20 protein-coding genes are annotated in these 26,176 nt (G+C 62.0%); 9 read left to right on the top strand and 11 right to left on the bottom strand.

The annotated features are described in order from the left end of the window. Positions 1-509 precede the first annotated feature (509 nt). From ELX51_RS14010 to cysN, 8 genes are all read left to right on the top strand, one after another. On the top strand, positions 510-1,547 hold the full coding sequence (locus tag ELX51_RS14010; RefSeq protein ID WP_127754107.1) for a glycosyltransferase: 1,038 nt from the start codon (positions 510-512) through the stop codon (positions 1,545-1,547). Positions 1,548-1,790: 243 nt separating this feature from the next. Beyond that, the gene (gene rfbA, locus ELX51_RS14015; protein WP_127754108.1) at positions 1,791-2,663 is read left to right on the top strand and encodes a glucose-1-phosphate thymidylyltransferase RfbA; all 873 of its coding nucleotides are present in this window, start codon (positions 1,791-1,793) and stop codon (positions 2,661-2,663) included. 11 nt (positions 2,664-2,674) lie between these two features. Next, positions 2,675-3,226 (top strand): dTDP-4-dehydrorhamnose 3,5-epimerase, encoded by a 552-nt coding sequence (gene rfbC / locus ELX51_RS14020; protein ID WP_127754109.1) that lies wholly within the window; start codon positions 2,675-2,677, stop codon positions 3,224-3,226. A 29-nt stretch (positions 3,227-3,255) separates the two neighbouring features. Continuing rightward, positions 3,256-4,314 carry a dTDP-glucose 4,6-dehydratase gene (rfbB, locus tag ELX51_RS14025; protein WP_127754110.1) on the top strand — a complete coding sequence of 353 codons (1,059 nt, stop codon included), beginning with the start codon at positions 3,256-3,258 and terminating at the stop codon, positions 4,312-4,314. A gap of 3 nt (positions 4,315-4,317) precedes the next feature. Further along, a complete protein-coding gene (rfbD, locus tag ELX51_RS14030) occupies positions 4,318-5,199 on the top strand; it encodes a dTDP-4-dehydrorhamnose reductase (RefSeq protein WP_127754111.1) in 882 nt (293 codons plus the stop codon). 325 nt (positions 5,200-5,524) lie between these two features. Beyond that, positions 5,525-6,349, top strand: a complete 825-nt coding sequence (gene cysQ, locus ELX51_RS14035; RefSeq protein ID WP_127754112.1) for a 3'(2'),5'-bisphosphate nucleotidase CysQ — start codon at positions 5,525-5,527, stop codon at positions 6,347-6,349. Positions 6,350-6,377: 28 nt separating this feature from the next. Continuing rightward, positions 6,378-7,286: a sulfate adenylyltransferase subunit CysD gene (cysD, locus tag ELX51_RS14040; protein ID WP_282567557.1), complete on the top strand. Its 909-nt coding sequence runs from the start codon at positions 6,378-6,380 to the stop codon at positions 7,284-7,286. Further along, on the top strand, positions 7,286-9,184 hold the full coding sequence (gene cysN, locus ELX51_RS14045) for a sulfate adenylyltransferase subunit CysN (protein WP_127754113.1): 1,899 nt from the start codon (positions 7,286-7,288) through the stop codon (positions 9,182-9,184). The genes cysD and cysN overlap by 1 nt, the downstream gene beginning before the upstream one ends. 913 nt (positions 9,185-10,097) lie before the next feature. Here the strand turns inward: cysN and ELX51_RS14050 are convergent. Genes ELX51_RS14050 through ELX51_RS14080 form a run of 7 tightly spaced genes read right to left on the bottom strand, consistent with a single transcriptional unit; the run spans position 10,098 to position 18,903 of the window. Beyond that, positions 10,098-12,188, bottom strand: a complete 2,091-nt coding sequence (locus ELX51_RS14050) for a hypothetical protein (RefSeq protein ID WP_127754114.1) — start codon at positions 12,186-12,188, stop codon at positions 10,098-10,100. 13 nt (positions 12,189-12,201) lie between these two features. Next, complete coding sequence (locus ELX51_RS14055; protein WP_127754115.1) at positions 12,202-14,403, bottom strand: hypothetical protein; 2,202 nt, start codon at positions 14,401-14,403, stop codon at positions 12,202-12,204. Next, a complete protein-coding gene (locus ELX51_RS14060) occupies positions 14,400-14,966 on the bottom strand; it encodes an HAD family phosphatase (protein ID WP_127754116.1) in 567 nt (188 codons plus the stop codon). The genes ELX51_RS14055 and ELX51_RS14060 overlap by 4 nt, the downstream gene beginning before the upstream one ends. Next, on the bottom strand, positions 14,963-16,876 hold the full coding sequence (locus tag ELX51_RS14065; protein ID WP_127754117.1) for a lysylphosphatidylglycerol synthase transmembrane domain-containing protein: 1,914 nt from the start codon (positions 16,874-16,876) through the stop codon (positions 14,963-14,965). The genes ELX51_RS14060 and ELX51_RS14065 overlap by 4 nt, the downstream gene beginning before the upstream one ends. Then, on the bottom strand, positions 16,876-17,640 hold the full coding sequence (locus tag ELX51_RS14070; protein WP_127754118.1) for an NTP transferase domain-containing protein: 765 nt from the start codon (positions 17,638-17,640) through the stop codon (positions 16,876-16,878). Before ELX51_RS14070 ends, ELX51_RS14065 begins: the two co-directional genes overlap by 1 nt. Beyond that, positions 17,627-18,520, bottom strand: a complete 894-nt coding sequence (locus ELX51_RS14075) for a glycosyltransferase family 2 protein (RefSeq protein ID WP_127754119.1) — start codon at positions 18,518-18,520, stop codon at positions 17,627-17,629. Before ELX51_RS14075 ends, ELX51_RS14070 begins: the two co-directional genes overlap by 14 nt. Then, positions 18,451-18,903: a GtrA family protein gene (locus ELX51_RS14080; protein WP_127754120.1), complete on the bottom strand. Its 453-nt coding sequence runs from the start codon at positions 18,901-18,903 to the stop codon at positions 18,451-18,453. Before ELX51_RS14080 ends, ELX51_RS14075 begins: the two co-directional genes overlap by 70 nt. Positions 18,904-19,084: 181 nt before the next feature. On the opposite strand from ELX51_RS14080, the gene ELX51_RS14085 reads away from it, so the two are divergent. Further along, positions 19,085-20,125, top strand: coding sequence for a glycosyl transferase family 4 (locus tag ELX51_RS14085; protein WP_127754121.1), 1,041 nt, complete (start codon positions 19,085-19,087; stop codon positions 20,123-20,125). Here the strand turns inward: ELX51_RS14085 and ELX51_RS14090 are convergent. The 4 genes from ELX51_RS14090 to mdoH all read right to left on the bottom strand — a co-directional run bounded on the left by ELX51_RS14090 (position 20,122) and on the right by mdoH (position 26,139). Then, positions 20,122-21,975, bottom strand: coding sequence for a nucleoside-diphosphate sugar epimerase/dehydratase (locus ELX51_RS14090; RefSeq protein WP_127754122.1), 1,854 nt, complete (start codon positions 21,973-21,975; stop codon positions 20,122-20,124). The genes ELX51_RS14085 and ELX51_RS14090 overlap by 4 nt on opposite strands. Before the next feature lie 236 nt (positions 21,976-22,211). Continuing rightward, complete coding sequence (locus ELX51_RS14095) at positions 22,212-22,988, bottom strand: SDR family oxidoreductase (RefSeq protein WP_127754123.1); 777 nt, start codon at positions 22,986-22,988, stop codon at positions 22,212-22,214. A 177-nt stretch (positions 22,989-23,165) separates the two neighbouring features. Beyond that, positions 23,166-24,395, bottom strand: a complete 1,230-nt coding sequence (locus ELX51_RS14100) for an OpgC domain-containing protein (protein ID WP_127754124.1) — start codon at positions 24,393-24,395, stop codon at positions 23,166-23,168. Then, a complete protein-coding gene (mdoH, locus tag ELX51_RS14105) occupies positions 24,382-26,139 on the bottom strand; it encodes a glucans biosynthesis glucosyltransferase MdoH (RefSeq protein WP_127754125.1) in 1,758 nt (585 codons plus the stop codon). The genes ELX51_RS14100 and mdoH overlap by 14 nt, the downstream gene beginning before the upstream one ends. Positions 26,140-26,176 lie beyond the last annotated feature (37 nt).

Here is a 26,176-nt window from a genome sequence, read left to right on the forward strand (position 1 = left end):
CGGGAGCAAATGTCAGCGTCCCGCTGGTTGGGGTGTAATCTGCGCCCCCTGTGGCGGTGCCGTTTACCGTCGCAAAATCAACCGTCGACTCGGATGACAAGTCCCCCGTGCGGGTGACTGTAAATGTTGCAATGCCGCCCTCGGCTACCGAAACGTCGCTGATTGTGAAGCTGGATGGCATACCTATTCCCCAAAGAAATTGGCGAGCCGACCCGGGCCGCCCGCAGAACTAATCCAAACTATGTATCGCGAGACACAGATTAATGAAACGTGAGAAGAACGAGTTTGCTTGAATTTTTAATAACGTGCCGAGGAGCGCGACAAAACTGCAACATTCGCTTTGGCGGTTCTTGGCAGGAGCAAAGCGTGTAAGACAGCGCCAAATGAAAGCTCAGGGCGAAAGCTGCGTTCCGCCCATGATAACACCTGTCACGGAGCGGCTAAGTGGCGTGTGGCTCTAATCCCTCCGACGATCCTAAGTAAAAACTCGCTACTGCTGGAGCCAACTGATGCATGTCGCGCCACCAAGCAATCAGCCCCTCGTTTCCGTTATTATGCCGGCCTTCGACGCGCAGGACACCATCATCGAGGCTCTTGTTTCGGTCCGCGAAGGTGGCATCGGCTCCGACGATTTGCAGATTGTTGTTGTGGATGACGGTTCGACCACGCCGCTGAGGGATGTTCTGGCCCGATCGCCTGAGGCAGCCGGGGTAGAACTCATCACCCTGCCCTTCAACCACGGCGTGGCCACGGCGGGAAATGTCGCGCTGCGGCAGGCGAAAGGCCGCTATGTCGCCCGCATGGACGCCGACGACATCAGCCTGCCGGGGCGGCTGGCGCGGCAGATCGCCTTTTTGGAGGCGCGCCCGGACCTTGCCTTTTGCGGCACCCAGGCGCAGCTGTTCGGCGAGGCCGACGGCTGGGGCCGCGATGGCAAGGTTCCGACAAGCAAGCAGAGCTGCATCGCCGCCCTGCCGATCATGTGCCCTTTCTATAACCCGTCGGTGGTGTTCCACCGGGCGCGCTGCGGCTCGAGCCTGTTTTACGATCCGGGCATGATGACCTCGGATGACTACGAGTTGTGGGTGCGCCTGTTCGAAAACGGCAAGCTGGGTGAAAACCTGGATTGGGCAGGTATCAAGTACCGCATCCACCCAGACCAGATGACCTCGCGCCTGCGCGCCAAGTTCGTAGTCGATGATGTGCGCATCAAGGCACGCGCGCTCGCGAAGATCCTGCAGGATGACGGCGGCCTTGAGCACCTGGCCATCGCGGTGGTACTGGCGCTGCAAACCGGCATGCGCAAGAAGCTCGGCTATCGGTCCGCCATCCGCGACCTGTTGCAGCGCGCAATGGCTATGCCAGAGTATCGCGCCGAATGGTCGATCACCCGGGACACACTGCTCAGGAACTTTGCAGCAGTGCAAGCTGAACAAAGTGTATCCACCACTAATCTTGTTGCCGAACTGGTGCTGTGGTTTGGTCGAATGACAGCGGATGCCCGGGCTGGCGCGGAGCGCACAGTGCATTTTCAGCCCGGCGGTTGACGTTGCCCTTATGAACACGGATCCTCACGCCACCACGTGTTAGCTAGGCGCCGTCACTGGCCGCATCGCAGCAGCAGTGCCTAAACAAAACACCCTCCAAATGGACGATACCCATACTCCAAAAGGGTCGTTCCATCGGACCGACCAGTGAGGGCATCCTCGTAGCCGGTCTGCTTGCCTTGACCATCCAACCCCTGCGCCGTATCAGCTTTGTGGAAGGCGGGGACCGCCGAGGAGAAGGCGATGAAGGGCATTATTCTGGCTGGCGGCAGCGGTACCCGGCTTTATCCGGTGACCCAGGCCGTTTCCAAGCAGCTGATGCCCGTCTACGACAAGCCGATGATCTACTACCCGCTGGCCACCCTGATGCTGGCGGGCATTCGCGAGATCCTCCTCATCACCACCCCCGATGACCAGGCCAGCTTCCAGCGCCTCCTCGGCGATGGTGCGCAATGGGGCCTCTCACTCCATTACGCCGTCCAGCCGCAGCCCAATGGTCTCGCCGAAGCCTTTGTGATCGGTGCGCAGTTCCTCGCCGGTGGCCCCTCCGCCCTCGTGCTGGGCGACAACGTGTTCTACGGCCACGGTCTGCCCGAATTGCTGCGCTCCGCCGTGTCGCGGCCCGCTGGCGCCACGGTGTTTGCCTATCATGTGGCCGATCCCGAGCGTTACGGCGTGGTGGAATTCGATGGCGCCAAGCAGGCCCTTTCCATCGAGGAAAAGCCGCGCGCGCCCAAATCCAACTGGGCCGTTACCGGGCTTTATTTCTACGACAGCCAGGTGGTCGACATTGCCGCCAATCTTTCGCCCTCGCCCCGGGGCGAGCTCGAGATCACCGATGTCAACCGAGCCTATCTCGAGCGCGGCCAGCTCGCGGTCGAGCTGATGGGGCGCGGCTATGCCTGGCTCGATACCGGCACCCCCGATAGCCTCCTCGATGCCTCCCAATTCGTGGGCACGCTGGAAAAGCGCCAAGGGGTCAAGATTTCCTGCCCCGAGGAAGTGGCCTTTCGCATGGGCTATATCGATCGCTGCGGCCTTGAACGCCGCGCCCAAGCGCTGGGGAAGAGCGATTATGGGCGCTACCTGTTCAAGATCCTGGCCGAAGACAGCTGAGGCCGCATCCCATGCAGATCCAGAGCCTCGCCATCCCAGACGTCAAGATCATCACGCCCGTTCGCCATGCCGATGAGCGCGGCTTTTTCTCGGAAGTTTATAACAGCGCTGCGCTCCTCGCCCACGGCATCGACATTCCGTTTGTGCAGGACAACCAGTCCCTCTCAGTCCCCCAGGGCACGGTGCGGGGCCTGCATTTCCAGACCGCCCCCTTTGCCCAGGCCAAGCTCGTCCGGGTGCTGCGCGGCGCCATCTTCGATGTGGCGGTGGATCTGCGGCAGAACTCCCCGACATTTGGCCAGCATGTGAGCGCTGTTCTTACCGCTGCCGAGGGCAACCAGATCCTTGTGCCAATCGGCTTTGCCCATGGCTTTGCCACGCTCGAGCCGAACACCGAAATCCTCTACAAGGTCAGCGCGCCCTATTCGCGCGAGCATGACAAGGGCTTGTTGTGGAACGATGCGGCGCTGGGCATCGCCTGGCCCGTCGCGCCCGAGGCGGCGGTGCTGTCGGCCAAGGATCGGGCGCAACCGACCCTGACGCAAATCGGCAATCCGTTCTAGGGCGCCGCGGGCGCGAAGGAGGCAAGACCATGCGGGTTCTGGTAACGGGAGGAGCGGGCTTTATCGGCTCGGCCGTGGTGCGCCATCTGGTGCTCGATCGCGGATATGAGGTGCTCAATGTCGACAAGCTCACCTATGCCGGCAATCTGAGCTCCCTCCGCGCCGTCGAGGACCACCCCGGCTATCGCCTGTTGCGCGCCGATATTGCCGACCACGCCGCCATGGCTGACGCCTTCACGAGCTTTGCGCCCAACCGCGTCATGCACCTGGCCGCCGAAACCCATGTCGACCGCTCCATCACCGGGGCCGCCGATTTCATGCACACCAATGTCATGGGCACCTTTGCGCTGCTCGAGGCGGCGCGGGCATACTGGTCGGGGCTCGAGGGCGACGACAGAGAAAAATTCCGCTTCCTCCATGTCTCGACCGACGAGGTTTATGGCTCGCTCGGGCCTGAGGGCCTGTTCAGCGAAACCACGCCCTATGATCCCTCCTCCCCCTATTCCGCGTCAAAAGCCGCTTCCGATCACCTCGCCCACGCCTGGCATCGCACCTATGGCCTGCCGGTCGTCGTTTCCAACTGCTCCAACAATTACGGCCCGTTCCACTTCCCCGAAAAACTCATTCCCTTGACCATCCTCAAGGCGCTGCGCGGCGAACCCCTCCCGGTCTATGGCAAGGGCGAGAATGTGCGCGATTGGCTTTATGTGGAGGACCATGCCCGCGCCCTCGACCTCATCGCCGAGCATGGCCGCCCCGGCCAGACCTATAATGTCGGCGGGCGCAATGAGCGGCGCAATATCGATGTCGTCACCCGCATCTGCGTGGTGCTCGACACGCTGCGCCCCGAAACCGCACCCCATGGCGAGTTGATCCAGTTCGTCGAGGATCGTCCCGGCCACGACCAGCGCTATGCCATTGATGCCACCAAACTCGAAACCGAACTGGGTTGGCGGGCAGAGGAAACCTTCGACACCGGGATCGAAAAAACCGTGCGCTGGTATCTCGACAACAGCTGGTGGTGGCAGCCCCTTGAAAACCGCTATGCCGGCCAACGCCTTGGCGTCATCGCCGGCGGCAAGGCCTGAGCCATGCGCCTGCTTGTTACCGGCAGCAAAGGCCAGCTGGTCACGGCCCTGCTCGAGCGCGGCGCCGCCGCCGGGGTCGAGATTATCCCCGTCGGGCGTCCTCAGCTCGACCTCGCCGACCCCACCACCATCGCGCCCGCGATCGCCGCGGCAAAACCCGATGCCATCATCTCGGCCGCGGCCTATACCGCGGTTGACAAGGCGCAAAGCGAGCGCGAGCTGGCCTTTGCCGTTAATGCCATCGGGCCAGGTGCTGTTGCCGGAGCCGCTGCGCAGCTGAACCTGCCGGTGATCCATATCTCCACCGACTACGTCTTCAACGGCGCCGCACCCCGGCCCTGTCGGGAAACCGACCTTACCGCGCCGCTCGGCATTTATGGCGCTTCCAAGCTGGCCGGCGAACACGCCGTGGCCGCCGCCACCCCCAACCACGCCATCTTGCGCACCGCTTGGGTTTATTCCCCTTTTGGCGCCAATTTCCTCAAGACCATGCTCCGGCTCGCCGCCGAGCGCCCCGAAATCAATGTTGTCGCCGACCAGTTGGGCAACCCCACCGCCGCGCTCGATCTGGCTGATGCCATTCTCCGGGTCGCGGGCAATCTCGTCGCCAGCCCTGATGAGGCGCTGCGCGGGATCTTTCATTGCGCCGGCACGGGCGATGCCAGCTGGGCCGATTTCGCGACTGAAATCATGGCCATCTCGGAAGGCCTGGGCGGCCCCGCCGCCACCATCCACCCCATCCCTACCAGCGCCTATCCGACCCCGGCGCCCCGTCCCGCTAATTCACGTCTCGATTGCAGCAAGCTGCGCGCGACGCACGGCGTTGTCATGCCCCCCTGGCAGCAATCCACCCAGCACACCGTTGAGCGGCTCCTTCATGCCTGAACCATTCCTGCTCATCCCGCCATTGTTGCAGCGCGGCGCCACCGCGACCCCAATCCGCGCTCCGCACCAAATGGGGACAAGTTTCTACAGCTGGCGCCGGGGAGAGGCACAACCGGCCTCGGCCGCGCACCCGTTGTTCAGGCCCAGTGCGCCGCTCGCCCGGTCGCCGAAATTCCATGCCGCGCCGGAGTGGCAAACCAGGGCTCGGCGCTGCTCCGTCAACTTGACAGCCCCGCGGGGCAGGTCTTGATGCGGTCACGAACCTGCCTTGCGACCACCAGCTGCCGCCCCACTCCTGCCCCCTTGAGGGATCAACGATTGCGCCATGACTGAACCTAGCCTTGATGCCCTGCTCGATCTTGCCCTCGCCGCCGGGCGCGAGATCATGGCCGTTTATGGCGACGGCCCGATTGCGGTTGCCGGCAAGCCCGATGGCACGCCCGTCACCGAAGCCGACAAGCGCGCCGAAGCCGTGATCCTCGCCGGGCTCAAGCGTCTGGCGCCTTCCATCCCCGTGGTCGCGGAGGAAGAAGCCTCTGCCGGTCGCATTCCACCCACGGGCGAGACGTTCTTTCTGGTCGATCCGCTGGATGGCACCAGGGAGTTCATCGCCCGCAATGGCGAGTTCACCGTCAATATCGCCCTGATCGAACGGGGCATCCCGGTCCTGGGCGTGGTGTTCGCACCCGCCCTCGGGCTCATTTACGGCGGCGCCCATGCCGAGGCGATCGCCGGAACGGTGGTTGATTTCACCATCGCCGAGCGCCACCCCATCCGGGTGCGCCCGGCCAGTGGTCCCGCCATTGCCGTGGCCAGTCGCTCGCATGCGACACCCGAAACCGACCGATGGCTGGCCGGCCATGATGTGGCCTCCTATGTCACCCGCGGCTCCTCGCTCAAATTCTGCATGCTGGCCGCCGGCGAAGCCGACATCTATCCGCGCTTCGGGCGCACCATGGAATGGGACACTGCAGCGGGTGACGCCGTGCTGCGCGCCGCGGGCGGCATCGTCACCCGCCCCGATGGCAGCCCTTTTTTGTACAACAAGCGCAATCAGGCCGATGACGTCGATTTCGCCAATTGCCCTTTCATCGCCTTTGGCGATCCCAAACTTGTTGCCCGATCGGCCCTTGCCCCTTTGGGTCAGTGATCGGCGCCACCCGCCCCGGAGCTTTTACGTGTCCGACCCCAAAGTGACCCATCTCAAGCGGCTCGAAGACGAGTCCATCCACATCATGCGCGAGGTGGCGGCCGAGTTCGCCAACCCGGTGATGCTGTATTCGATCGGCAAGGACTCCTCGGTCATGCTGCATCTGGCGCAGAAGGCCTTCTTTCCTTCCCCGCCCCCATTTCCTCTGCTCCATGTCGATACGACTTGGAAGTTCCGCGAGATGATCCGCTTCCGCGACGAAGCGGCCGCCCGCGCCGGCATGAAGCTTATCGTCCACACCAATCAGGATGGCCTCGCCCAGGGGATCACCCCGTTCACTCACGGCTCCTCGCAATATACCGGGGTGATGAAGACCGACGCGCTCAAGCAGGCGCTGACGCTGCACAAATTTGACGCGGCCTTTGGCGGCGCCCGCCGCGACGAAGAGAAAAGCCGCGCCAAGGAGCGCATCTTTTCCTTTCGTACCGAAAACCACGGCTGGGATCCCAAGAACCAGCGCCCCGAGCTGTGGAACCTCTTCAATGCCCGCATCAAGCCGGGTGAATCGATCCGGGTATTTCCGCTCTCGAACTGGACCGAGCTCGACATCTGGCAATACATCCTCAAGGAAGCCATCCCCATCGTGCCGCTCTATTTCGCCGCCGAGCGCCCGGTGGTGGAGCGGGGCGGCCAGTGGATCATGGTCGATGACGAGCGCCTGCCGCTCGACGCTGGCGAACAGCCCCAGCTCAAGCGCGTCCGCTTTCGCACCCTTGGCTGCTACCCGCTGACCGCCGCCATGGAATCCGACGCCACCACTCTTCCCGACATTGTTGAGGAAATGCTGGTCGCGCGCACCTCGGAGCGCTCCGGCCGGCTGATCGATCATGACGAATCCGGCTCGATGGAAAAAAAGAAGCGCGAGGGCTATTTCTGATGAACGAGCTTGCAGTCCCCGGCAGCGATTTCGCGCAATACCTCACGCGCCACGAGGAAAAGGACCTGCTGCGCTTTTTGACCTGCGGCAGCGTCGATGATGGCAAGTCGACCCTGATCGGGCGGCTGCTCTTTGATACCAAGCTCCTGATGGAAGACCAACTCGCCACTCTCGAGCGCGACTCGCGCAAGCACGGCACCGTGGGCGAGGACATCGACTTCGCCCTCCTCGTCGACGGGCTCGAAGCCGAGCGCGAACAGGGCATCACCATCGATGTGGCCTACCGGTTCTTCGCCACCGACAAGCGCAAGTTCATTGTCGCCGACACCCCCGGCCACGAGCAATATACCCGCAACATGGCGACCGGCGCGTCCACCGCCGATCTGGCCGTGATCCTCATCGATGCGCGCAAGGGCGTTCTCACCCAGACCCGCCGTCATTCCTTCATCGCCTCGCTGCTCGGCATCCGCAACATCGTCCTGGCCGTCAACAAGATCGATCTGGTCGATTACTCACAGGACGTCTTCAACCGCATCGTCGCCGAATATCAGAGCTTCGCGGCCGGGCTCAACTTCGCCTCCATTGTCCCGATCCCGCTCTCCGCCCGCTTTGGCGACAATGTCCTGACGCGCAGCGCCAATCTTGGCTGGTACACCGGCCCTACACTGGTGGAGCATCTGGAAAGTGTACCGGTGAGTACGGCCGCCGCAGACGCGCCCTTCCGCATGCCGGTGCAGTGGGTCAATCGGCCCAATCTCAACTTCCGCGGTTTTGCCGGCACGATCTGTTCAGGTACCGTTCATCAAAATGGCGAGATTGTGGTTTGTGGCAGTGGTCGCACCTCCCGCATCCGCTCGATCGTCACTGCCAATGGCGAGTTGCCCAGTGCCTCTGCGGGCTCCGCCGTCACCCTGACCCTTGAAGACGAGGTCGATATCTCCCGCGGCGACGTGCTGGCAGATGCCACCCAACCCCCTGAAATCTCTGATCAATTTGCCGCCCACGTCATCTGGATGAGTGACGAGCAACTCAATCCCGGCCGCTCCTACTGGATCAAAATCGGCACCCGCACGGTCAGCGCCAGCTTCACCGAGATCAAGCACAAGATAGACGTCAACTATTTCAGCAAGTTAGCCGCCAAAACCCTCGAGCTCAACGAAGTCGGCCTTGTCAATCTCTCCACCCAGGAACCCATCCCCTTCGAGCCCTACGCCACCAACAAAACCATGGGCGGCTTCATCGTCATCGACCGGCTATCCAACCTGACGGTCGGCGCGGGGATGATCGAATTCGGCTTGCGCCGCGCCACCAATATCCACTGGCAAGCCCTTGACGTATCAAAGGAACTCCGCGCTTCCGCCAAGGGCCAAAAGCCAGTGGTACTGTGGTTCACCGGCCTCTCGGGCGCCGGCAAATCCACCATCGCCAACCTCGTCGAAAAGCGCCTCGCCTCCCTGGGCAAGCACACTTACCTCCTCGACGGCGACAATGTCCGCCACGGCCTCAACCGCGATCTTGGCTTCACCGAAGCCGACCGGGTGGAAAACATCCGCCGCGTCGCCGAAACCGCCAAGCTCATGGTCGACGCCGGCCTCGTCGTCCTCGCCTCCTTCATCTCCCCCTTCCGCGCCGAGCGCAACATGGCCCGCGAAGCGCTCGAGCCGGGCGAGTTCATCGAGATCTTTGTCGACACGCCGCTTGAAGTGGCAGAAAAGCGTGATCCCAAAGGCCTTTACGGCCGCGCCCGCGCCGGCCTGATCAAGAACTTCACCGGCATCGACAGCCCCTATGAAGCCCCCGAAAACCCCGAACTGGTCCTCGCCGGCGGCACACGCGACCCCAGCGACCTCGCCGAAGAAGTGGTCGCCCATCTGCAGGCGCAGGGCTATCTCGATTAAAGCAATTAAAGGGGGCGGACCACTCGGCTCTGCCTCACTTGTTCCAGCTAAGTCCTTGTCACATCAAGGCCCGATCGAGATCGGTATAGCCGCCATCCACGAACAGCCAGCTCGATCTAGGCCGTGACCAGGGCAACGCGCTGCAGCGCGAGAGTTCGATAGCCGCACTATAAGGGTGCGCCATTGATCAGGAAAATATCCGGCGGGCGGTCAGCGACGCGTCAGCATGCGTCTAAGAGCCCGGCCCCGTTGGTGGACGGGCTCTGCTCTGATGTTATGGCGCGGCTCCATTGGCCGCCTAAGATATTTTCCCTTTACGCAGTAGACACCTTGCTAAGGCAAGCCCGGCTAAATGCCCAGGAACGCTGGTGTGGCAGATCGAGTCAGCCTTAGCCCGAACTCATCGGCAACCATGGACACCGGCTACGTGGTGCGGTGGTTTGGTGGCGTATGTCGAACGGAATTATATCCGCCTTTACCAAGATCTCACCGTCCGCCCATGGTGTGTGCGGGCGTCTCGATCTCGTGACTGACCTGCGCCTTGTGAGCAAACCTGATGCAGCCATTTAAGACGCAAGCCGGCGTTGTTGCCTCCTAGCGGGCGCCGGTGGAAGGAAGGCCTTGGTGCTTCAAAGCTGCCAGGGCCTTTCCCATGAGAGCTGCGCCACGGTTAGCGTGGGCGCGGTGATAGACGCTTCGCGTAACCCCGACCCGCTAACCGACGCTTTTTCGCTCGAGGACGTGTTCCGCGTATAGCCCTGGATGCCGAAGAAATTGCAGCATTGGGGGAGTCCGAGATTGCTGACGAACTTGCCAGCATGACGATGGACATCCATCACCCCTACCTATGACCGCCTGGGTCTCGGCCATCACGTGCTGGCATTCGGCAGCTCTGGTCGGCACTGAGCCGGGGCTAAGCCCCGACTGGCTGAGGGGTGAGAACCAAAGTGCGCAGGCGGCTCTGCTCCCTTGCTAAAGCCAACTCTAGTGCCAGACAGGCTGGAAGCAATGTGCCCCAAACCGGAAGGATCAGGATATAGGCCCAATTCACCGTGGGAGACAGGGCGGTATTCGCCAGGGTGATCACGAGAATCGAGAGGCTGACCGCAGCGGCGAGTGGTGCTCGTCGTACCAGCGCAAACGAGAGCCCGATCAACATCAGCGAAGCAATCATCAAAGCGGAGGTATGTGACAGAGCCTTGTACAAGGCTATCATGGCGCGGTGAGCCCTCTCTAATAGAGGAAGATCATGCACCAGCCCGAAATTGTCCGCAGTTGGAACGGCAGCGCCGATATTGGGCTGGTTTTCGCGAACTTCATATTTGTCGTAGATCTGCCAGATTTGATCGCTGCCGAGCCTTTTGCCCCTGTTGAAGATCCGCACCAGAGTGGCGGTGGGATCCGCAAGAACCGCCGCGATGACTCCCGATCGCAACTCACGGGCCAAGCTGGCCGCTGCCTCATCGCTAAGTCGGCCTTCATGGCTCCAGAAGAACTGCTCGGCGCCTTTCTCGCAAAGCTCATTGACCGGCCCGAACTTGGCAATCACCCCCTGGAGTCGCCCGGGCTGTTCACGGCAGCCGGCATAGGGCCGGGCAACGTCAACCAAGCTCGAAAGCAGGTAGAGGCTGCGCTCTCGCGGCAGGTTGACGCCATGAGCAAGCGGGAGTGCCATGTTCAGGCCAAACGCGGCAATACCAGTGGCAATAACGATGGCCCCAAGTGAACGAAGTCCGCTCCAGTGCCGTCCTTGCCAAAGGCTGCAGGCAATCAGGATGAAGGCAACTACCAGAATAAGCACGTATTCGGTGCGAAGCAGAGCCGCGACGCCAATTACGCTAAGACCAAGCGCTGCGCCGAACCCCAGTCGGCGCTCAAGGAGCACCGGTCTTAGACCACTGAAAAGGATCGCCAGGCCAGCCATCGCGAGAAGGCCCGCGAGAAAGTAGCGCTGAACTGAGTAAGTAAGAACAAACAGCAGCGGGCTCAAGCCAATGCCGGCCAGCATCAGAGTGGAGACCAGCTTTCCTCGTTGCGGATAAGCGGTCTTTAGCTGCTGACCCAGATAAAGCACGGTGAGAAACACCAGCAGCACCGCGGGCAACTGAATTAGATCATAGCCGATGAAGTTGAACAAATAGAGATAAACAACATAGGCGCCCGAGAACCAGGTCGTGAAGCTATCCCCGCTGACACGCCAGATGATCAAGTCCGAAATGATCAAGGCTGGAAACACCAGAAGATAGGTGCCGCCAAACAGCAAGGTCGCGGCAAAGGCAAACAACTTTTGTTGGGTGAACAGGCACACCACGCTGCGCCATCTGCCGCTCAGTAGCAGCCATGTGCCCAGAAGCGCGGCCGCCACAGAGAAGGCTAGAGCGTAAGCGATGCGGATGCGCGACCATTGGCCGAACTGCTGGAATGATGCTCGCGTGGCTTCCCCAGCCTTGGCGGAAAATACGTCGAGACGTGTCACGCGATCATCAACAACGATCACCTCGAAATCGCCGGAGGTCCGGAACGCCACTTCCCCCGGGGCCCGGGAAGTCATCCCCACCATCACTGCGTTCTGAGTGGTCCAGCTGGTTAACCCATCACGCGATCGCGCAACCAGATAGCTTCCTGAGCGCACGGGCGTGCAGTTATGTTCAATGCAAGCCAAGTCTCCGGCCGTGACCTGGTAGACAGCATAATCGGCGTCTGCCTTGGTGAAGTGCGCGAGCGCTAGAAGAGGCTGATTTCCCCGCCGAAGCAAGAGCGGCCCCGCCCCTTCTCCATACATCCGGTCATGAACCTGCAGTTCGGATCCTGGATAACGGTCGAAAAACGAACCGAGCCATATCTGGGGATGATCGGCCCCTAGCGGGAACATGCGAACCAAGGGAATGCTTTTGGCTCCCCCTAAAGCCAGAAGAAAGCAGGCTCCGAAGATCAAGGAAAAAGTGATCAAGCCCTTCCAAAGCACCGCGCAAGAAACAGGGAGAAGGCGCATGCGCTGGGTCATGAAAGACGTAAGCCTACTGAGGAGATGGGAGGCGGCGTGTCCGCCGCCCTGGTCCGAACAGCCTCGGGTGGGCCAACGACACCCCCATGGCAAGCAATGCGCCCATAGCCGAGACCATCAGCCCCAGGGTCTGCCTCGGTGGCCAGAAGAACAGCTCAAGGGTGCCGGTAGCGCCTGGGGGCAGGTCTACGGCGACGAAGATCCCGTCCAGGGCACGCACGGGGATGAACTCCCCGTTGAACCGGGCGCGATAGCCGGGCCACCACAGACGGGCAAAAACTAGGGGGGCGCTTTGGGCAGTGCTGTTGCGGACGTTGAGTAGTTCCCCCCCGAGACGGGGCTGAGAAGCTTGCTCTGCCGTGGCGCCAGCCGGCAGCCATGACAAGGTGCCGGGCATTGTGGACAAATTTCGCTCGAAGCGCTGCCCGAACTGGCCGTCCTGGACCATGGTCCATTCACGTCCCAACAGGGGGCGCAGCTTCTCCAGATGTTGGTCCTTGGCTACGGTGATTTCATCCACGCGGAAGAGATCGAGGTAAGGTGCACCGGTCTCGGGCTCAGATTGGACGACGCGTACGGCACTTTCTGGACAGGTTTCCGCACGCCAGTTGAAGCACAAGATGGGATCAAGGCCCCGGTGCCCGATGCTGCTATAGCCATTGATCATGGCGAGGCCTGATTCAAGGAAAGTGTACCCGTTGGAGAACCGCTCGAGCCGTAGATCGCGCCCCTCATTCCCCTGCGCGCCCAAGGAAAGAGAATAGGTCTCGGGCGGTAGGGCTGAAAACGCCGCCATAGCTGTCGAGGTTTGCCGTGGCGTGTTGAGCTCGCCAAAATTTCCATGTCGCGTAATCAGCAGATGAGTGCCCACAAACAAAGCAAGCCCCACGCCCACCAGCACTGCGACAGCCCTGCCGGGGCGCCGGCGTGTGAGCAGAAACAGCCCAAGGCCCACACACGATATTACCGCGAAAGCCAGATGCACCAGAGCACGATTGGGCGTGACCTGCAGTGAGCCCACAAGTACCAACAAAAGCAGAAGGACGCTGATGAGAATCCGGCGCCGGGTGAACTCTAGTCCGGCCTGTTGCACCATGAGGCAGAAGACTAGGAGCATGGCCAAGTGCAAATAAGGCAGCCACCGCAGGAAGTAGCGGATCATCAGCAACTGCTCAGGACCCTGCATCACGAACAGCATGAAGCCTGAAAATGCCAGCAGGGCGGCAAGCGCGGGTCTGGTCCAATCGATCCGCCGCCAGTTAAGCAAGGCCATCATCGGCACAATGAACCACGCCAGGTAGAAGATTGGCACCTGCACCCGGCCAAAGCCGCCATAGATGTTCATGAAACCCAGATGCGATGCCGAACTGATCTGCAGCAAGTCGCGCAAATTGGGCGTGAGGAAATCGGCATTATAGATATGGTTCTGCCGGTCTCCCGCACCGCCAGTCCCCAGCACACCCAGCAGCGGCAAAGCGGCCAGCAGGGTCGCGGCCAAGACCGCTGCGGGCGCCGCCAGCGCGACGCGCCACCCTCTTTCCCGCCATTGCTCATAGATTGTGAGCAGGCACACGAAGCCGAGCATAAGGATCGTATGGGGAAAGCCGGAGCTGATGGTCAGATAGCTAAAGAGCACAGCGCCAAGAAAATGCAGCCGCGACCGCGGCGCCATTCGCAGTAAAGCCCAGGACCAAACCAGCCAGGCGCTTGAGGAAAAAATCGGAAACCAGTTGGAAGCCGCCCAGTAACTCAGGAAGTTGCTGCAAGCCATGGTAATGGCCACGAGCCACGCCCAACGCATTTCCAGCCCAAAGCTGCGGGCCAACACATAGGTGCCCGAGGTCAGCACTCCATAATAGAAGCAAGCCTGGAAGGCCGCTGCCGCTTCGAAGTCCTGAATGGAGGGCAGGATCGCGTACAGGGCTAAACTAACAGGATTGTAGATGGCGAACTGAAATTCCGCCGCGATATTGCTGCCCCACCAGCTGTGCAGCGTCAGATACGGGAACTCGCCCGCACGCAACAGTCTGCCAATATGGTAGAATATCGGCATAAACTGGAACTGCATGTCATCATTGTAGTAAAAACCGTGGCGGGTAAGAAACGGCACAATTCCGATTACCACGCCCACGGCAAACAGCAGGGGCAATACCAACCACAGGCGCTCGCCCGTGCCGCTGCCTGCTGTATTTCTATGTTCGAGGCGAACCGTCACGCCAGCACCACGCGAATAGCCTGCGCGCCGAAGGCGCTGGCGCTGGCCATGCCGATGTCAGAATCCTCAAAGATCAGGCAGTCCTCGGGCAGGACTTCAAGGCGTTCGGCGGCAAGTTGATAGGCTTGCGGGTCAGGCTTGTGGCGCTGCACGTCGCTACCCGTGACAATGGTATCGAACAGATCAACGAGGCCATGATGAGCCAGAATTGCGCCAGCGTTAGCGGCGGAGGCTGTGGTCACCAACGCCGTGCGGCAGAGTGCGCGATTGAGTTGTAACAGCCGCACGAGCGGGGTGTTGATGGCTACCATGTCCATCATACCTGCATAAAGCTGTGCCTTGCGCGCTGCGATCACCGCCGGATCGGAGCCTACGCCCGCTTCTTCCAGCATGACCGGAAGAAACTGGCGCCAGTTACGGCCAAAGCTGAGTGCGTGAAAGCGCTCCTGTTCAACTGCAACGCCATGCTCGGCTAACGCAGCGGCGTAGGCGGCGTGATTAGCCGCAGCGGTATCGGCGAGCGTGCCGTCGAGATCCACCAGAATGGCACGGATTGGCGTCACAGCGCCATCTCACGGTAGCGACGCAGCAGCAGGCAGGTGCAGGCGAAAAAGGTCAGCCCTTTAGCCGCGTCCTGGCGGATCTTGTAAGGGGTCAACCGCAGATAATGCATCAATTCATGGAAATACACTTCGCGCAGCCGCTCCGGCCCGCCCGCCCGCTCGAGGATGGCCTCGTAATGGCTGTGGAGCGCACTATAAGCATGCGACTTAGTCTGACCCAGGCTGATGCTGGCTCCGTTCACCGTGCACAGCACGCCCCGATTGAGGGTCTCATAGCCCAGGTGCAGCGACTGCATCAGCTTGGCCCAGTCGATCAACGGAGAGTCAAAGACGTTTTCGGGATTAGGATCGATAATGAACCAGCCTTCCGGGCGGTCGGGCGAAACAATTATGTTCTCGATCGTAAGATCACCATGAATGGTGCTGGTGCGCCGGTCGGTAACCTGTTGGGCCAGCCATCCGGGATCGAGCAGGCACTCCCACTCCCCCAGATCGTGGGGTGTGCCGTTGATCTCAAACTTCTCATCGGGGAGCATGGTGCGGACAAAATCCAGGATTTTGCGCGCGTTCTCGCTTCCCTTCTGCTCAAGATAGGCGGCAATCAGCTTGGGATCAGCATCAGGCCCGCTGTTGAGGTCATGAAAGGCTGCAACCCGAGCCGTGACTTGCTCGAGCAAGGCCTTGCTATTCGCGAGGGGGGTGGTGTGAATGGCGTCGTAAAGATCTGCCGTGGGCACGACCAAGGGCATGTCGTAGCGGTAAAAGCTTTCCCCATCGCGTTCACCAACCACATCCACCAATGAGAGCTGGTCGTGCCGGTGCGCTTTGAGCCAGTCGGCCTGCACCTTGAGCTTACGACCAGGCACTCCCAGCGCGAACTTCCGGATCAGCAAACGGTCATCCACTTCGACCAGGGCGGTGATGGCGTCGGAGCCGCCATTGAACAGCTTGTGCACCAGCCCGTCTTCCACGGCGCGCAAGCCAAAACCGGTGACCACGTGATCATCACCGCTGAACAGCGATGCCAGGAAGTATTCGTATTCCGCTTCCCGCTTGAACCGGTTGCGGCTTTGCGGCGGCGAGCGGTCGGCGGGTGTGCCACCATAAAAGCGTAGCGCCAGGACCAGACGGCGGATCACCGACCCCTGCCGCACCATGCCGTAGCCCAGAATGCCGAGCAGCGGCAGCACGGTAAACAGGAACATAGCCAGTTCGCGCCGATCGAGGCTGCCGTTCAAAAGATAATCGGCCAGCGAACGTAGCGGGGTTCCAAACACCGCATAAAGCGTACTGCCAATGTTTTCTCCGGCCACCGCGCCAAAAACGAGATAGGCGGCGCCATAAAGGATCCACATGCCAAGGGTTGCCAGCAGGAAGCGCGGCTTGAGCAGCGTCCCGGCGGCAATCAACTCGCTGAAGCTCCACACGAAATCCACAAGGGCGAAGCGCACCCGATCGTTGAAGGCCGAGGCAACCCACCAGACGAGGCGGCGCACATCGCGCGAAGCCCGCAACAGAAACGCAAAGGCCACCGCCAGCGCGCCAAAAGCCAGCATGCTGAACGCGACGGTGACGATCGGAACGCTCGGCTGCATTCCGGCGAGCCCGAGCACGGCAGCCACGATGCCAACTGCGAACAAATCGCTGACCCGCTCGGCCAGCACGGTGCCGCCGATATAGCCCAGCCGCACCTGCTCGCGCAGGCTGACATAATATGCTCGCAGCAATTCCCCGAGGCGAAACGGAATAAGTGCATTGACGGCGTAGCCGAGCCCCAACCCAACCAACAGGTTGAAACGCTTGACGTGATCGCGTGGAAACAACAGTCCCCAGCGCAGTGCGCGGGCAAAATGCCCCAACAGCAGCAAAACGCTGGCTGCAACCAGCAAAAGCGCATCAACCCCGCTCATCAAGACAATGATCGCCAGGCCATGTGGCGACGCAGCACCGCAATATCCACCCCCTCGAGTTCCTCGGGCGTGCCAAAACTGAGGTGCAGATCAAGATCAGTCTTGGTGATGCTGTCCCCGCTCTGCAGAATTGTGTTCATCAAGCCGCTGATAAAGAGCTCATCATAAGGGCAGGATGCGCGATAAGCTTCCATCGCGCCACTTGCCGTCTGCGGGCTCGCAAACAAATAGCACCCGGCGATCGCAAAGGGACTAACCACCTGCTTTTCCACCGTGTCGGCGACAAAGCCTTCGTCATCCATTCGCGCATAGGAATAGGCCGGACTATCGGAGCGGAAGCACACTAACCCGGCCGCAGCGTTGCTGCTCAAAGCTGCTACCGCGTCAGGCAGGCCCGAGCACAGGAAAGCGTGATCGCAATCATTGACGGCGAGGGGTCCAGTACCTGCAAGTTCTTCAATTCCCACCATCGCAGTTTCAGCGGCGCCCGCCGTAACCTCGGGGAGCCGCACTAGCTTGGCGTCAGGATAAAAAGCTGCGATCCGCTGATCGATGGCGAAATCACGACAATGCTCTTCGAGCACAACGAACACCATCTCGCCCACCGGCGCGGCGCGGCGCACGCTCTCGGTGGCCCACCAGAAAAATGGCATGCCATCAAGATCGATCAACGGCTTGGGCTGCAACTGCCCCGCCCGCGAAAACCGCGAACCCCGCCCCGCCATCGGCATCACGAGCGACAGCCCGTCCTTAGCGCTGCGCACTGAGCACCTGCGACTGGTTATCCAGCATCTCGAAACGGTATTCTGCAACGGGCGTCGCGCGATGGTCGGTATTGCGCATCACCTTGCGGCGAAAAACGTAGTCGAACAGGATCGTAAGGGTCTTAGTCGCCTGTGACATCATCTTGACGTTGGAAACCTGATCGTCCTCCCGCCAGCTGATCGGAAAGAACATCAGCTTGCGCCGGGCGTCAAATGCGCCCAGCAGCAGAAATACGTTAAACGGCAGATCATCGGAATACCTTGCGATCCGGGCATCATCGAAGAACGGGCGGGAAAAAATGTTGAGACCTGATCCCAGATCATAAACCGCCCTGCCCGAGCCAATGCTGAACAGCGTGTTGAAGACGTAGTTGCCAAAAATCCGGAACTTCGAATAGCCAGCAAGCTGGGAGCCCGCCATGAAGCGCGCGCCAAGGCAGGCATCATGCGAACGATGCGCGCCGCGCGCCAATATCGGCAGAAGATCCGCTATACTGCCCTGATCGTCCCCATGCAGCACCACCACATGGGTGAAACCATGCTCACGGGCATAGGTGAAAGCCGCCTTGTGCGACCCGCCGAGCCCATAATTGGCAACATTGCGACCCACTATGCAGTTGTGCAGCCCTAGCGCGTCCCTAGCTTTGATGGCCGCAGCAGCGGTGCCGTCGCGGCTTTGGTTGTCGAGTATAAGAATGGTGTGAAAATGCGCGCGCGTCTCGGGAGCACTGAACTGCCCCAGCACGCGTCCGATCTGTGCGGCACAGTTGTAGGCGGGAACAAACACGAGGATTTTGTCAGACGACAAGACTAGCTCCGCTGCATAATAAAGCGGGCGACAAAGAAATTCGTGGCCAGCAGAAAAGGTGTAATAGCGCATTTTGCCGCAAAGGCTAGCAAAGTCAGGGCATAATTCATCTTCTGGGCTCCTGCCAGCCCGACCAAGGCACTGGTGACGACTTCAGCAGCAGCAGCACCGGCCAGGATCATGCCGATCGAATACACCAGATAAACAATGAGCTTTCTCGAGAGCCCTCCGCCTTCATGGGCGAACACATAGCGGCTGGAAACAAGGAACGAGAAGCTTGCGCCACAGAGCCCCCCAACGAGCCCCGCCCAGAAGACACGCGCGCCCAACATCACCAACACCGTGTAAACGCCGGTATCCAGCAGCCAGCCCACTCCGGAAACTGCCACAAACCGCACCAGCTTGGAGCCTCGCGCCGCTGGAGCTGTGCCGGCCGGGGAAGTGGAGATCGCCATGAAAAACCTTGGGCACGGATCAGCAAACTGCGTGGGCCGCGACTTTCATCGCGCCCCAGATAACGGGCGAGGCAGTGTTGGGCAAGACAAACCTTGGGTGCGAGGCTATAGCAAGAGCAGATTTGAGCCGCTTTGGCGGATGGGCTAAAGAGGCGGCTTTCCAGCAACAGAAAACCCGCTCTTGCACCCCATCTTCGCTACGCTCATCGTTCTCGCCGCCGGCATTGGCGCCTGGCTTGGCACCCGGCTGGTGGAACGCCATGCCAGCCGCTGGGGCCTTGTCCAGGCGCCCAATGTCCGCTCGTCCCATGCCCTGCCGACGCCACGCGGCGGGGGTATAGCCATAGCCGTGGCGGCCGTTATGGCCGGGTTGACCTTTGGCCTTGGCGGCACCCCGCTGCTCGTGCCTGTAGCAGCTCTGGCTGCCGCGGCGGCGGCGCTGGGTTTTGCCGACGATCTGTTGGATCTTTCGCCTGCCCTGCGCTTTCCGCTGCAGATCGCGCTCTTTGCCCTGTTATACGTCCTTGTTTCACCCTTACCCGCACTGGCCCTCGGCCCCCATTGGAGCCTTGCCGGCGCTCTGCTGGCCATTCTGGTTGTTCTGGTGGGCGTCTGGTGGCTCAATCTCTTCAACTTCATCGATGGCATTGACGGAATAGCTGCAAGCCAGGCCATTCTGGTGCTGCTGGGCGCAGCTTGTATCTGGTGCCTGACGGCCGGTGCGACGGCGCCATCCGCGGTGTTCTGGCTGTCTCTCGCGATCGCGGCGGCGGCGGCCGGGTTTTTGCAGCGCAACTGGCCACCGGCCCGCATTTTCATGGGCGATGCCGGCTCCTATGGCCTCGCCTTCCTCGTGTTCGCCATTGCCCTGCTCACAATTGCCGACGGAGCCCTGCCCTATGCCAGCTGGCTGATCCTGCCCGCAGCCACGGTAACAGATGCGACGGTTACCCTGTTGCGCCGGCTGGCGCGCGGGGAAAAGCCGTGGCAGGCACACCGCCGCCACGCTTACCAACAACTGGCCCGGCGCTGGGGCCACCAAACGGTGACGCTCCTGTTTGCCGCTCTGACCGCGTTATGGACCGCCCCCCTTGCGGCAGCGGCGGCTATGCTCCCCGCATGGCAATGGCCGCTGGCGCTGCTGGCTTATGCTCCCCTGATCGTAGTTGCCACCGCAGCCGGTGCCGGCAGCGCCGCAGAAACTTCGCTCCGGGTGGCCTAGGCGATCATCCGGATCGGCGCAGTCTCCGTAATCCGACCAAACAGCTCTGTGCGCGCCGCGGCCTCGTCGCCGCGCTTGATAGCGGCTTGCAGCGCTTCGAGGGCGTCGGGCACTTCATGGGCGCCGTTGCGCAGCGTGGCGCGCAATATCTTGGGGTGCCGCGTGGGATGGGCGCTGCTGGCGTCGTAGAACAGTTCTTCGAACATCTTTTCGCCCGGCCGGCTGCCGACCGTCACGATCTCGATGCTGCCCCCCGGATTGTCGCCGTCGCGCACCGTTTGACCCGCAAGTTGGATCATGTTGCGCGCCAGATCCGAGATTTTGACCGGCGCTCCCATTTCGAGCAAGAACACGTCCCCGCCGTCGGAAAGCGCCCCGGCCTGCACGATCAGCTCGGCCGCCTCGTGGATGGACATGAAATAGCGCGTCATCGCCGGATCGGTCAGCGTCACCGGCCCGCCCTTGGCGATCTGCTCGCGAAACAGCGGCACCACCGAGCCGTTGGAGCCCAGCACATTGCCAAAGCGCACCGCACAAAAGCGCTGCCCGGTGCCGGCCGCTTCGGCCAGCCCCGCATAATGGCGCATGATCAGCTCGGCCCAGCGCTTGGTGGCGCCCATCACATTGGTGGGCCGCACCGCCTTGTCGGAAGAAATCAGCACGAACTGCTCCACCCCTGCCTCAAAGGCAGCGCGGGTGATGCAAAGCGAGCCAAACACATTGTTGCGCATGCCTTCGAGCGCATTGGCTTCCACCAGCGGCACATGTTTGTGGGCAGCAGCGTGAAACAGCACATCGATCCGGGCGCAGTTCAGCGCGCGGCGCACCGCGGCTTCGTCGGTAACGGAAGCCAGCACCGGCACGATCTCGGCATCGGTCTGCTCGATCAGTTCGCGGTGGATGTTGTAAAGCGCAAATTCGTTCTGCTCCAGCAGCACCAGCCGCTGTGGCGACCAACGCACGACCAGCCTGCACAATTCCGAGCCGATCGAGCCGCCCGCCCCGGTGACAAGAATGGAGCGCCCGCGGATCATCTCCCCCAAAAGCTCTGCATCGGCCGGCACCGAGGAGCGCCCCAGCAGTTCATCGATGTCGATCTCGCGGATCTGGTTGACCAGATATTTGCCCGCCAGCAGATCGGCGATATGGGGCAGCGTGCGGATCTTGATGGGGTGGCGCGTCAGATCGGCCACGATGCGCTGCCGCTGGGCCGAAGTCACCGAAGGCATGGACAGGATCACTTCCTGAATGCCGAAATTGGCGATCAGCTGGGGCAGATAGTCCGGCGAATAAACCCGCAGCCCCGCTACGTCACGTCCCTGCAGCGCGCGGCTATCGTCCAGAAATCCGGCGATCAAGCGCCGCCCTTGCGAGCGCAATGCCATGGCCAACTGCGAGCCGGCTTCCCCGGCGCCATAGATCAGGATTTGCCCCGATTTCAGCTGGTCGTCGCGCGGCGCCCAGATGAACTGCTTGGCGGCAAAGCGGCTGCCCGCGATGAACAGCAGCCCGATCATCCAGTAAAAAAACGGCACCGATCGCGGCACAATGCCATTGCCGGCCATTTCGGTTACGAACACCACCGCCACCCATGCCATCGCGGCGAGGGTCATGGCCTGCAGCATGGTCCAGATTGCCCGCTCGGGCAGGTAGCGGATCACGGCGCGATAAAGGCCGTGCCGGATGAAGATGGGAATGGCTACCAGTGGCGCAGCCGCAATCAGCAGCCATTGCGCGGGCGTGGGCACAAAGGGGGCGCTGTAGCGCAGCGAATAGCTCACCCAAACCGCGCCGGCCAGAACCACGGCGTCAAAGCCGATCAGCAGGACCCGCTTTGCCGGACGAGGCATGGCACCTAGGGCCGTTCTGAACCGTTCCAAAAGCGCCAAGATCAACTCAAATTCCCATGCATACGCCAAGCCGCCGACGCACCACCTGGCCATTAGTTACCCCGACGGGGCGTCCAGGAGAAGTGTATGCGGCACACACCTGGGCTTAAATAGGACGCAGCCGCCGCTCAATGCCGCGGTGGAAGCGCTGAACCTGCGTCAAAAGAGCTAGTCAGGGCGGGCACCGGCCCCTGGCTTTATGGCGTATTGAGCACGTCCTTGATGAAGCGGTAGTGGCCGGCAGTCAGGCCCCCATCCACGGGGATGGTGACGCCGGTAATGCCTGACGCGGCGTCCGAAGCCAAGAACAGCACGGCATTGGCCACTTCCTCGGGCACCACCATGCGCCCCATCGGGTAATGCGGCAGCACCTTGTCGAGCAGATGCGGGTTCGCCTCCAGTCGATGGTCCCAGGCAGCCGTTCGCACGGAGCCGGGCGCCACCACATTGGCGCGCACACCGCGCGCACCCAGTTCCACTGCGATCGCCTTGCCATAGGCGATTAGCCCGGCCTTGGCCGCGGCATAGGCCGGATTGCCGAAATGCTGCAGCCCGTTGACCGAGGAAATCAACACCACATTGCCCGCGCCCCGCTCGGCCATGCCAGCAGCGATGGGGTCAACCAGTGCATAAGCGCCATTGAGGTTGATGGCCATTTCGCTGGCCCAAACCGCATCATCGAGCTGCCCGAAATGCTCGGCGCGGGTGTAGCCGGCATTGGCGATCACCGCATCGGGCACGCCATTGGTCGCCAGGTGCGCCTGGACGGCCTGGCGCGTGCCCGCGGAATCGGTCTGGTCAAAGAGGATGCGAGCGGAGAGCGGCAGGCCTTCCAGCATCCCCAGATCGCGATCGGCGCCAACCACCTGCGCGCCCGCCGCAGCGAATTTTTCCACCAGTACCCGGCCAATGCCGCCGCCAGCGCCCGAAATCAGCACCGTCTTGCCCCCAAGCCCCAAGAAAGCCTGCGTCATCCCTGCCATCTCCATCTGGTCTGCGCGAAACCGGCGGCCATAGGTGCCGGTGCAATCAACGTTCTGCACGCGCGGTGATATACGGCCGATCAGGGAGCGTGAAAGCGTCTTTTGCACCCGCCGCGAGAAATTCGCTGCGCAAGAGCTCAGGCTGCGGCGGCGGCTTTCGCCAAGAACTCAGGCGGGAGCAGGTGATGACCGGCGCCGCAGCCGGGCTGTTTGCACCAGCGTCCAGGCCAGCAGCAATTGCATGGCCAGGCCCGCCAGCAACATGGCCCCATCCAGCAGCGGATCGGGCGAAACCCCGGTCTTGATCGTTTGCAGCGCCATGCTGATCAATGTGCCGGTGGCAAAAACCGCAAGACCCTGCTGGCCCATCCAGCGCAAGGGCGCGGCATAGGGCGACCCCGCGATCTGTCGGGTCCAGGGCAGGCAGGCAAAGACATAAAACAGCGCCAGGGCATGCAGCAGCCGCGGCAGCGCCAGATAGGTCTTGTCGAACCAGGTGATGTAGAACGGCAGCCCGGCCCGGCTCAGCGCCCCTAACACCCCGCGCCCCGCTTCCGCCAGCGCCGGAATGCGCGCCCACAGCAGCACGAACAGCACAAAGCCGAGCGCCACGCGGAACAAGGTCTTGTTGGCCGGCACCAAGCTTTCCCCCACTTTCATCGCCGCGCCCGAAAGCAAGCCGACGATAAAAAGGATCTGCCAGGACAGCGGCCCCAGGAACCAGCCGCCTGGGGCGGGATAGCTGGGGAAATTGAGCCGGAACTGCCCCGCCACTATCCAGACCAGCACCGAGCCCGCCATCACCCAGAGCGGTTTGCGCAGCCCGGCCCAAAGCAGCGCCGGCGTCGCCAGGAGCAGCACAAAATATAGGGGCAAGATATTGAGATAGCCCAGCTGGTGGCTCAGCAGCGGAATGCCGATCATCACTCCGAGCGGCTGCTTGAACAGCGCCGCCACATTGTTGGTGAGCAACATATTGGGCAGGCCGAACCACAAGGCGCCCGCGGCAAAGATCGCCAGCGTCACCACCGTCATAGTCAGGTGCACGAGATAAAGCTGGCGCGCCCGCGCCCAAACCTTGGCCAGCCCCGCCCAGAACGAGCCGGTGCGAAAGCTATTGGAATAGGCCAGCCCCGCCGCCAAACCCGACATGAACACAAAGGCTTCCGCCGCGTCGGAAAAGCCGAAATTGCGGCTGGTGAAATTCTCGTAGATCGTGCCCGGCACATGGTTGATGAAGATCATCACCAGCGCCAGGCCGCGAAACATGTCGAGCCGCGGATCGCGCCGGCTGGCGGGGGCACTCGCCTCCCGCGCCAGCGCTCCGCTGGCAGTGCCCCTGGTCCTTAAGGTGTGCCCTGCCTGGGTCCGGCTGACCGCCGGCTCAAGCGTGGACATGCTGGCCGATCTTGCTCGCTGTCAGGTCCGTTTCCGGCTTGCCCTGCCATTGCTCCATGATGGCCACATGCTCCTTCATCACAGGGGTGATGCACTGCTCGGTCGGCGTGCGGAACAGCCTTGGCAGTTTCGATTTCGTCGAGGCATGCGAGCTCGCGGCAATCAACACTGGCGCAAGGATCGCGGGCAGCATGGCAGGCGCCAGCCAGAGCGCCGCCCCGGGCGCGAGGGCGAGGGTCAGCCCCAGCGTCACCACGCCCGTCAGCACGATCCACCAGCTTGCGGACCAGGCCTGCCGCAGCGTCAACCCGGTTTGCGCCCGGTGGGTGGCGGGCCAGCCGCCATCGATCCCCAGCAGCACCTGCACCACCGCCCGGCTTTGCAGCAGCAGCATCACGGGCGCGAGGACCGTGGAAAACACGATCTCCCCCAGCACCGACAAGAGGGCCACGCCCGTGCCCCCAACACGCCGGTTCTGCCCGTCCACCATGCCACGCAAGAGGATCAGCAGTTTTGGCAGGACCAGCACCAGCGCCACGGCAAGCCCCAGCCCCCAGATGCCGCCCGTCGCCTGCGGCAGCGCCGGCAACACGATCGGCTGGCGCGGAAACACCGCTGCAATAATGCTTGCCGCCAGCAGCAGCAGCCAGAATGGGGAAGCCATGTAAGCCATGACCCCCTGCACAAAGGTGAACCGGCTCCACCATTTCAGCCCTGGCGCCGCCAGCAGCCGCCAATGCTGCAGATTGCCCTGGCACCAGCGCCGATCGCGCTTGGCATATTCGATGAGGTTTTCCGGCCCCTCTTCATAGGAGCCCTCGAGCGCGGGATCGACCATCACGGTCCAGCCGCCGCGCGACAGCAGCGCGGCTTCCACATAATCGTGGCTCAAAATATGCCCGCCCAGCGGCGGCTTGCCCGACAACACCGGCAGCCCGCAATTGGCGGCAAAGGCGCTTACCCGCACAATGGCATTATGCCCCCAATAGGGCCCTTCGCGCCCCTGCATCAGCGCCGCGCCACGCGCAAAGGCGGGCGACAGATAGCCGGCCGAAAACTGCATGCAACGCCCGAACAGGGTCCTGGCATTGATGACGCGCGGCACGGTTTGCAGCAGCCCCAGGCTCGCGTCCGCATCCATGCGCCGCGCCAGCTCGCCAATGGTTTCCCCTTCCATCAGGCTGTCGGCATCCAGGATCAGCGCATAATCATAGGCGGCGCCGGAGCGGGAGATGAAATCCTCGATATTGCCGGCTTTCTTGCCGACATTGTTTTCGCGCCGCCGATAGAAAATCCGCCCAGCCGCCCCGGGCTCGCGGATCAACTGCTCGAACCACACCGCTTCTTGCGTCGCAGCTTCCAGTGAATTGCTGTCGCTGAGCACGGCGATATGGAAGCGATCCGCGATGCCCAGCGCCACAAGGCTGCGGTTCATCGCGGCAATGCGCGCAAACACCGCCACGGGGTCCTCGTTATAGATCGGCACCAGGATTGCGGTCAGCCCCTTGGGCTTGGCGCGAGCATCGAATGCGGGCCGCCGCGCCGGCGTGAACACGCCCAGCACCGCCGCCGTCGCGCCCCAGACCAGCCAGAACCCGCTCAGCCCCACCAGCGCCACGCGCACCAGATCGAGCACCGAAATGCCGTCCGCGCCCGTATACTGGAGAAAAAGATAGCCGCCCCACAAGCTGGAGCCGGCAGCAACCAGGAGCGCCAGACCCCGCACCAGGACTGGCCTCATCATCGCAGGTAAGCCATGAACCGCATGGTTGGCGCCAGTT

It is taken from the genome of Devosia sp. 1566, from assembly GCF_004005995.1.
GTDB lineage: Bacteria > Pseudomonadota > Alphaproteobacteria > Rhizobiales > Devosiaceae > Devosia.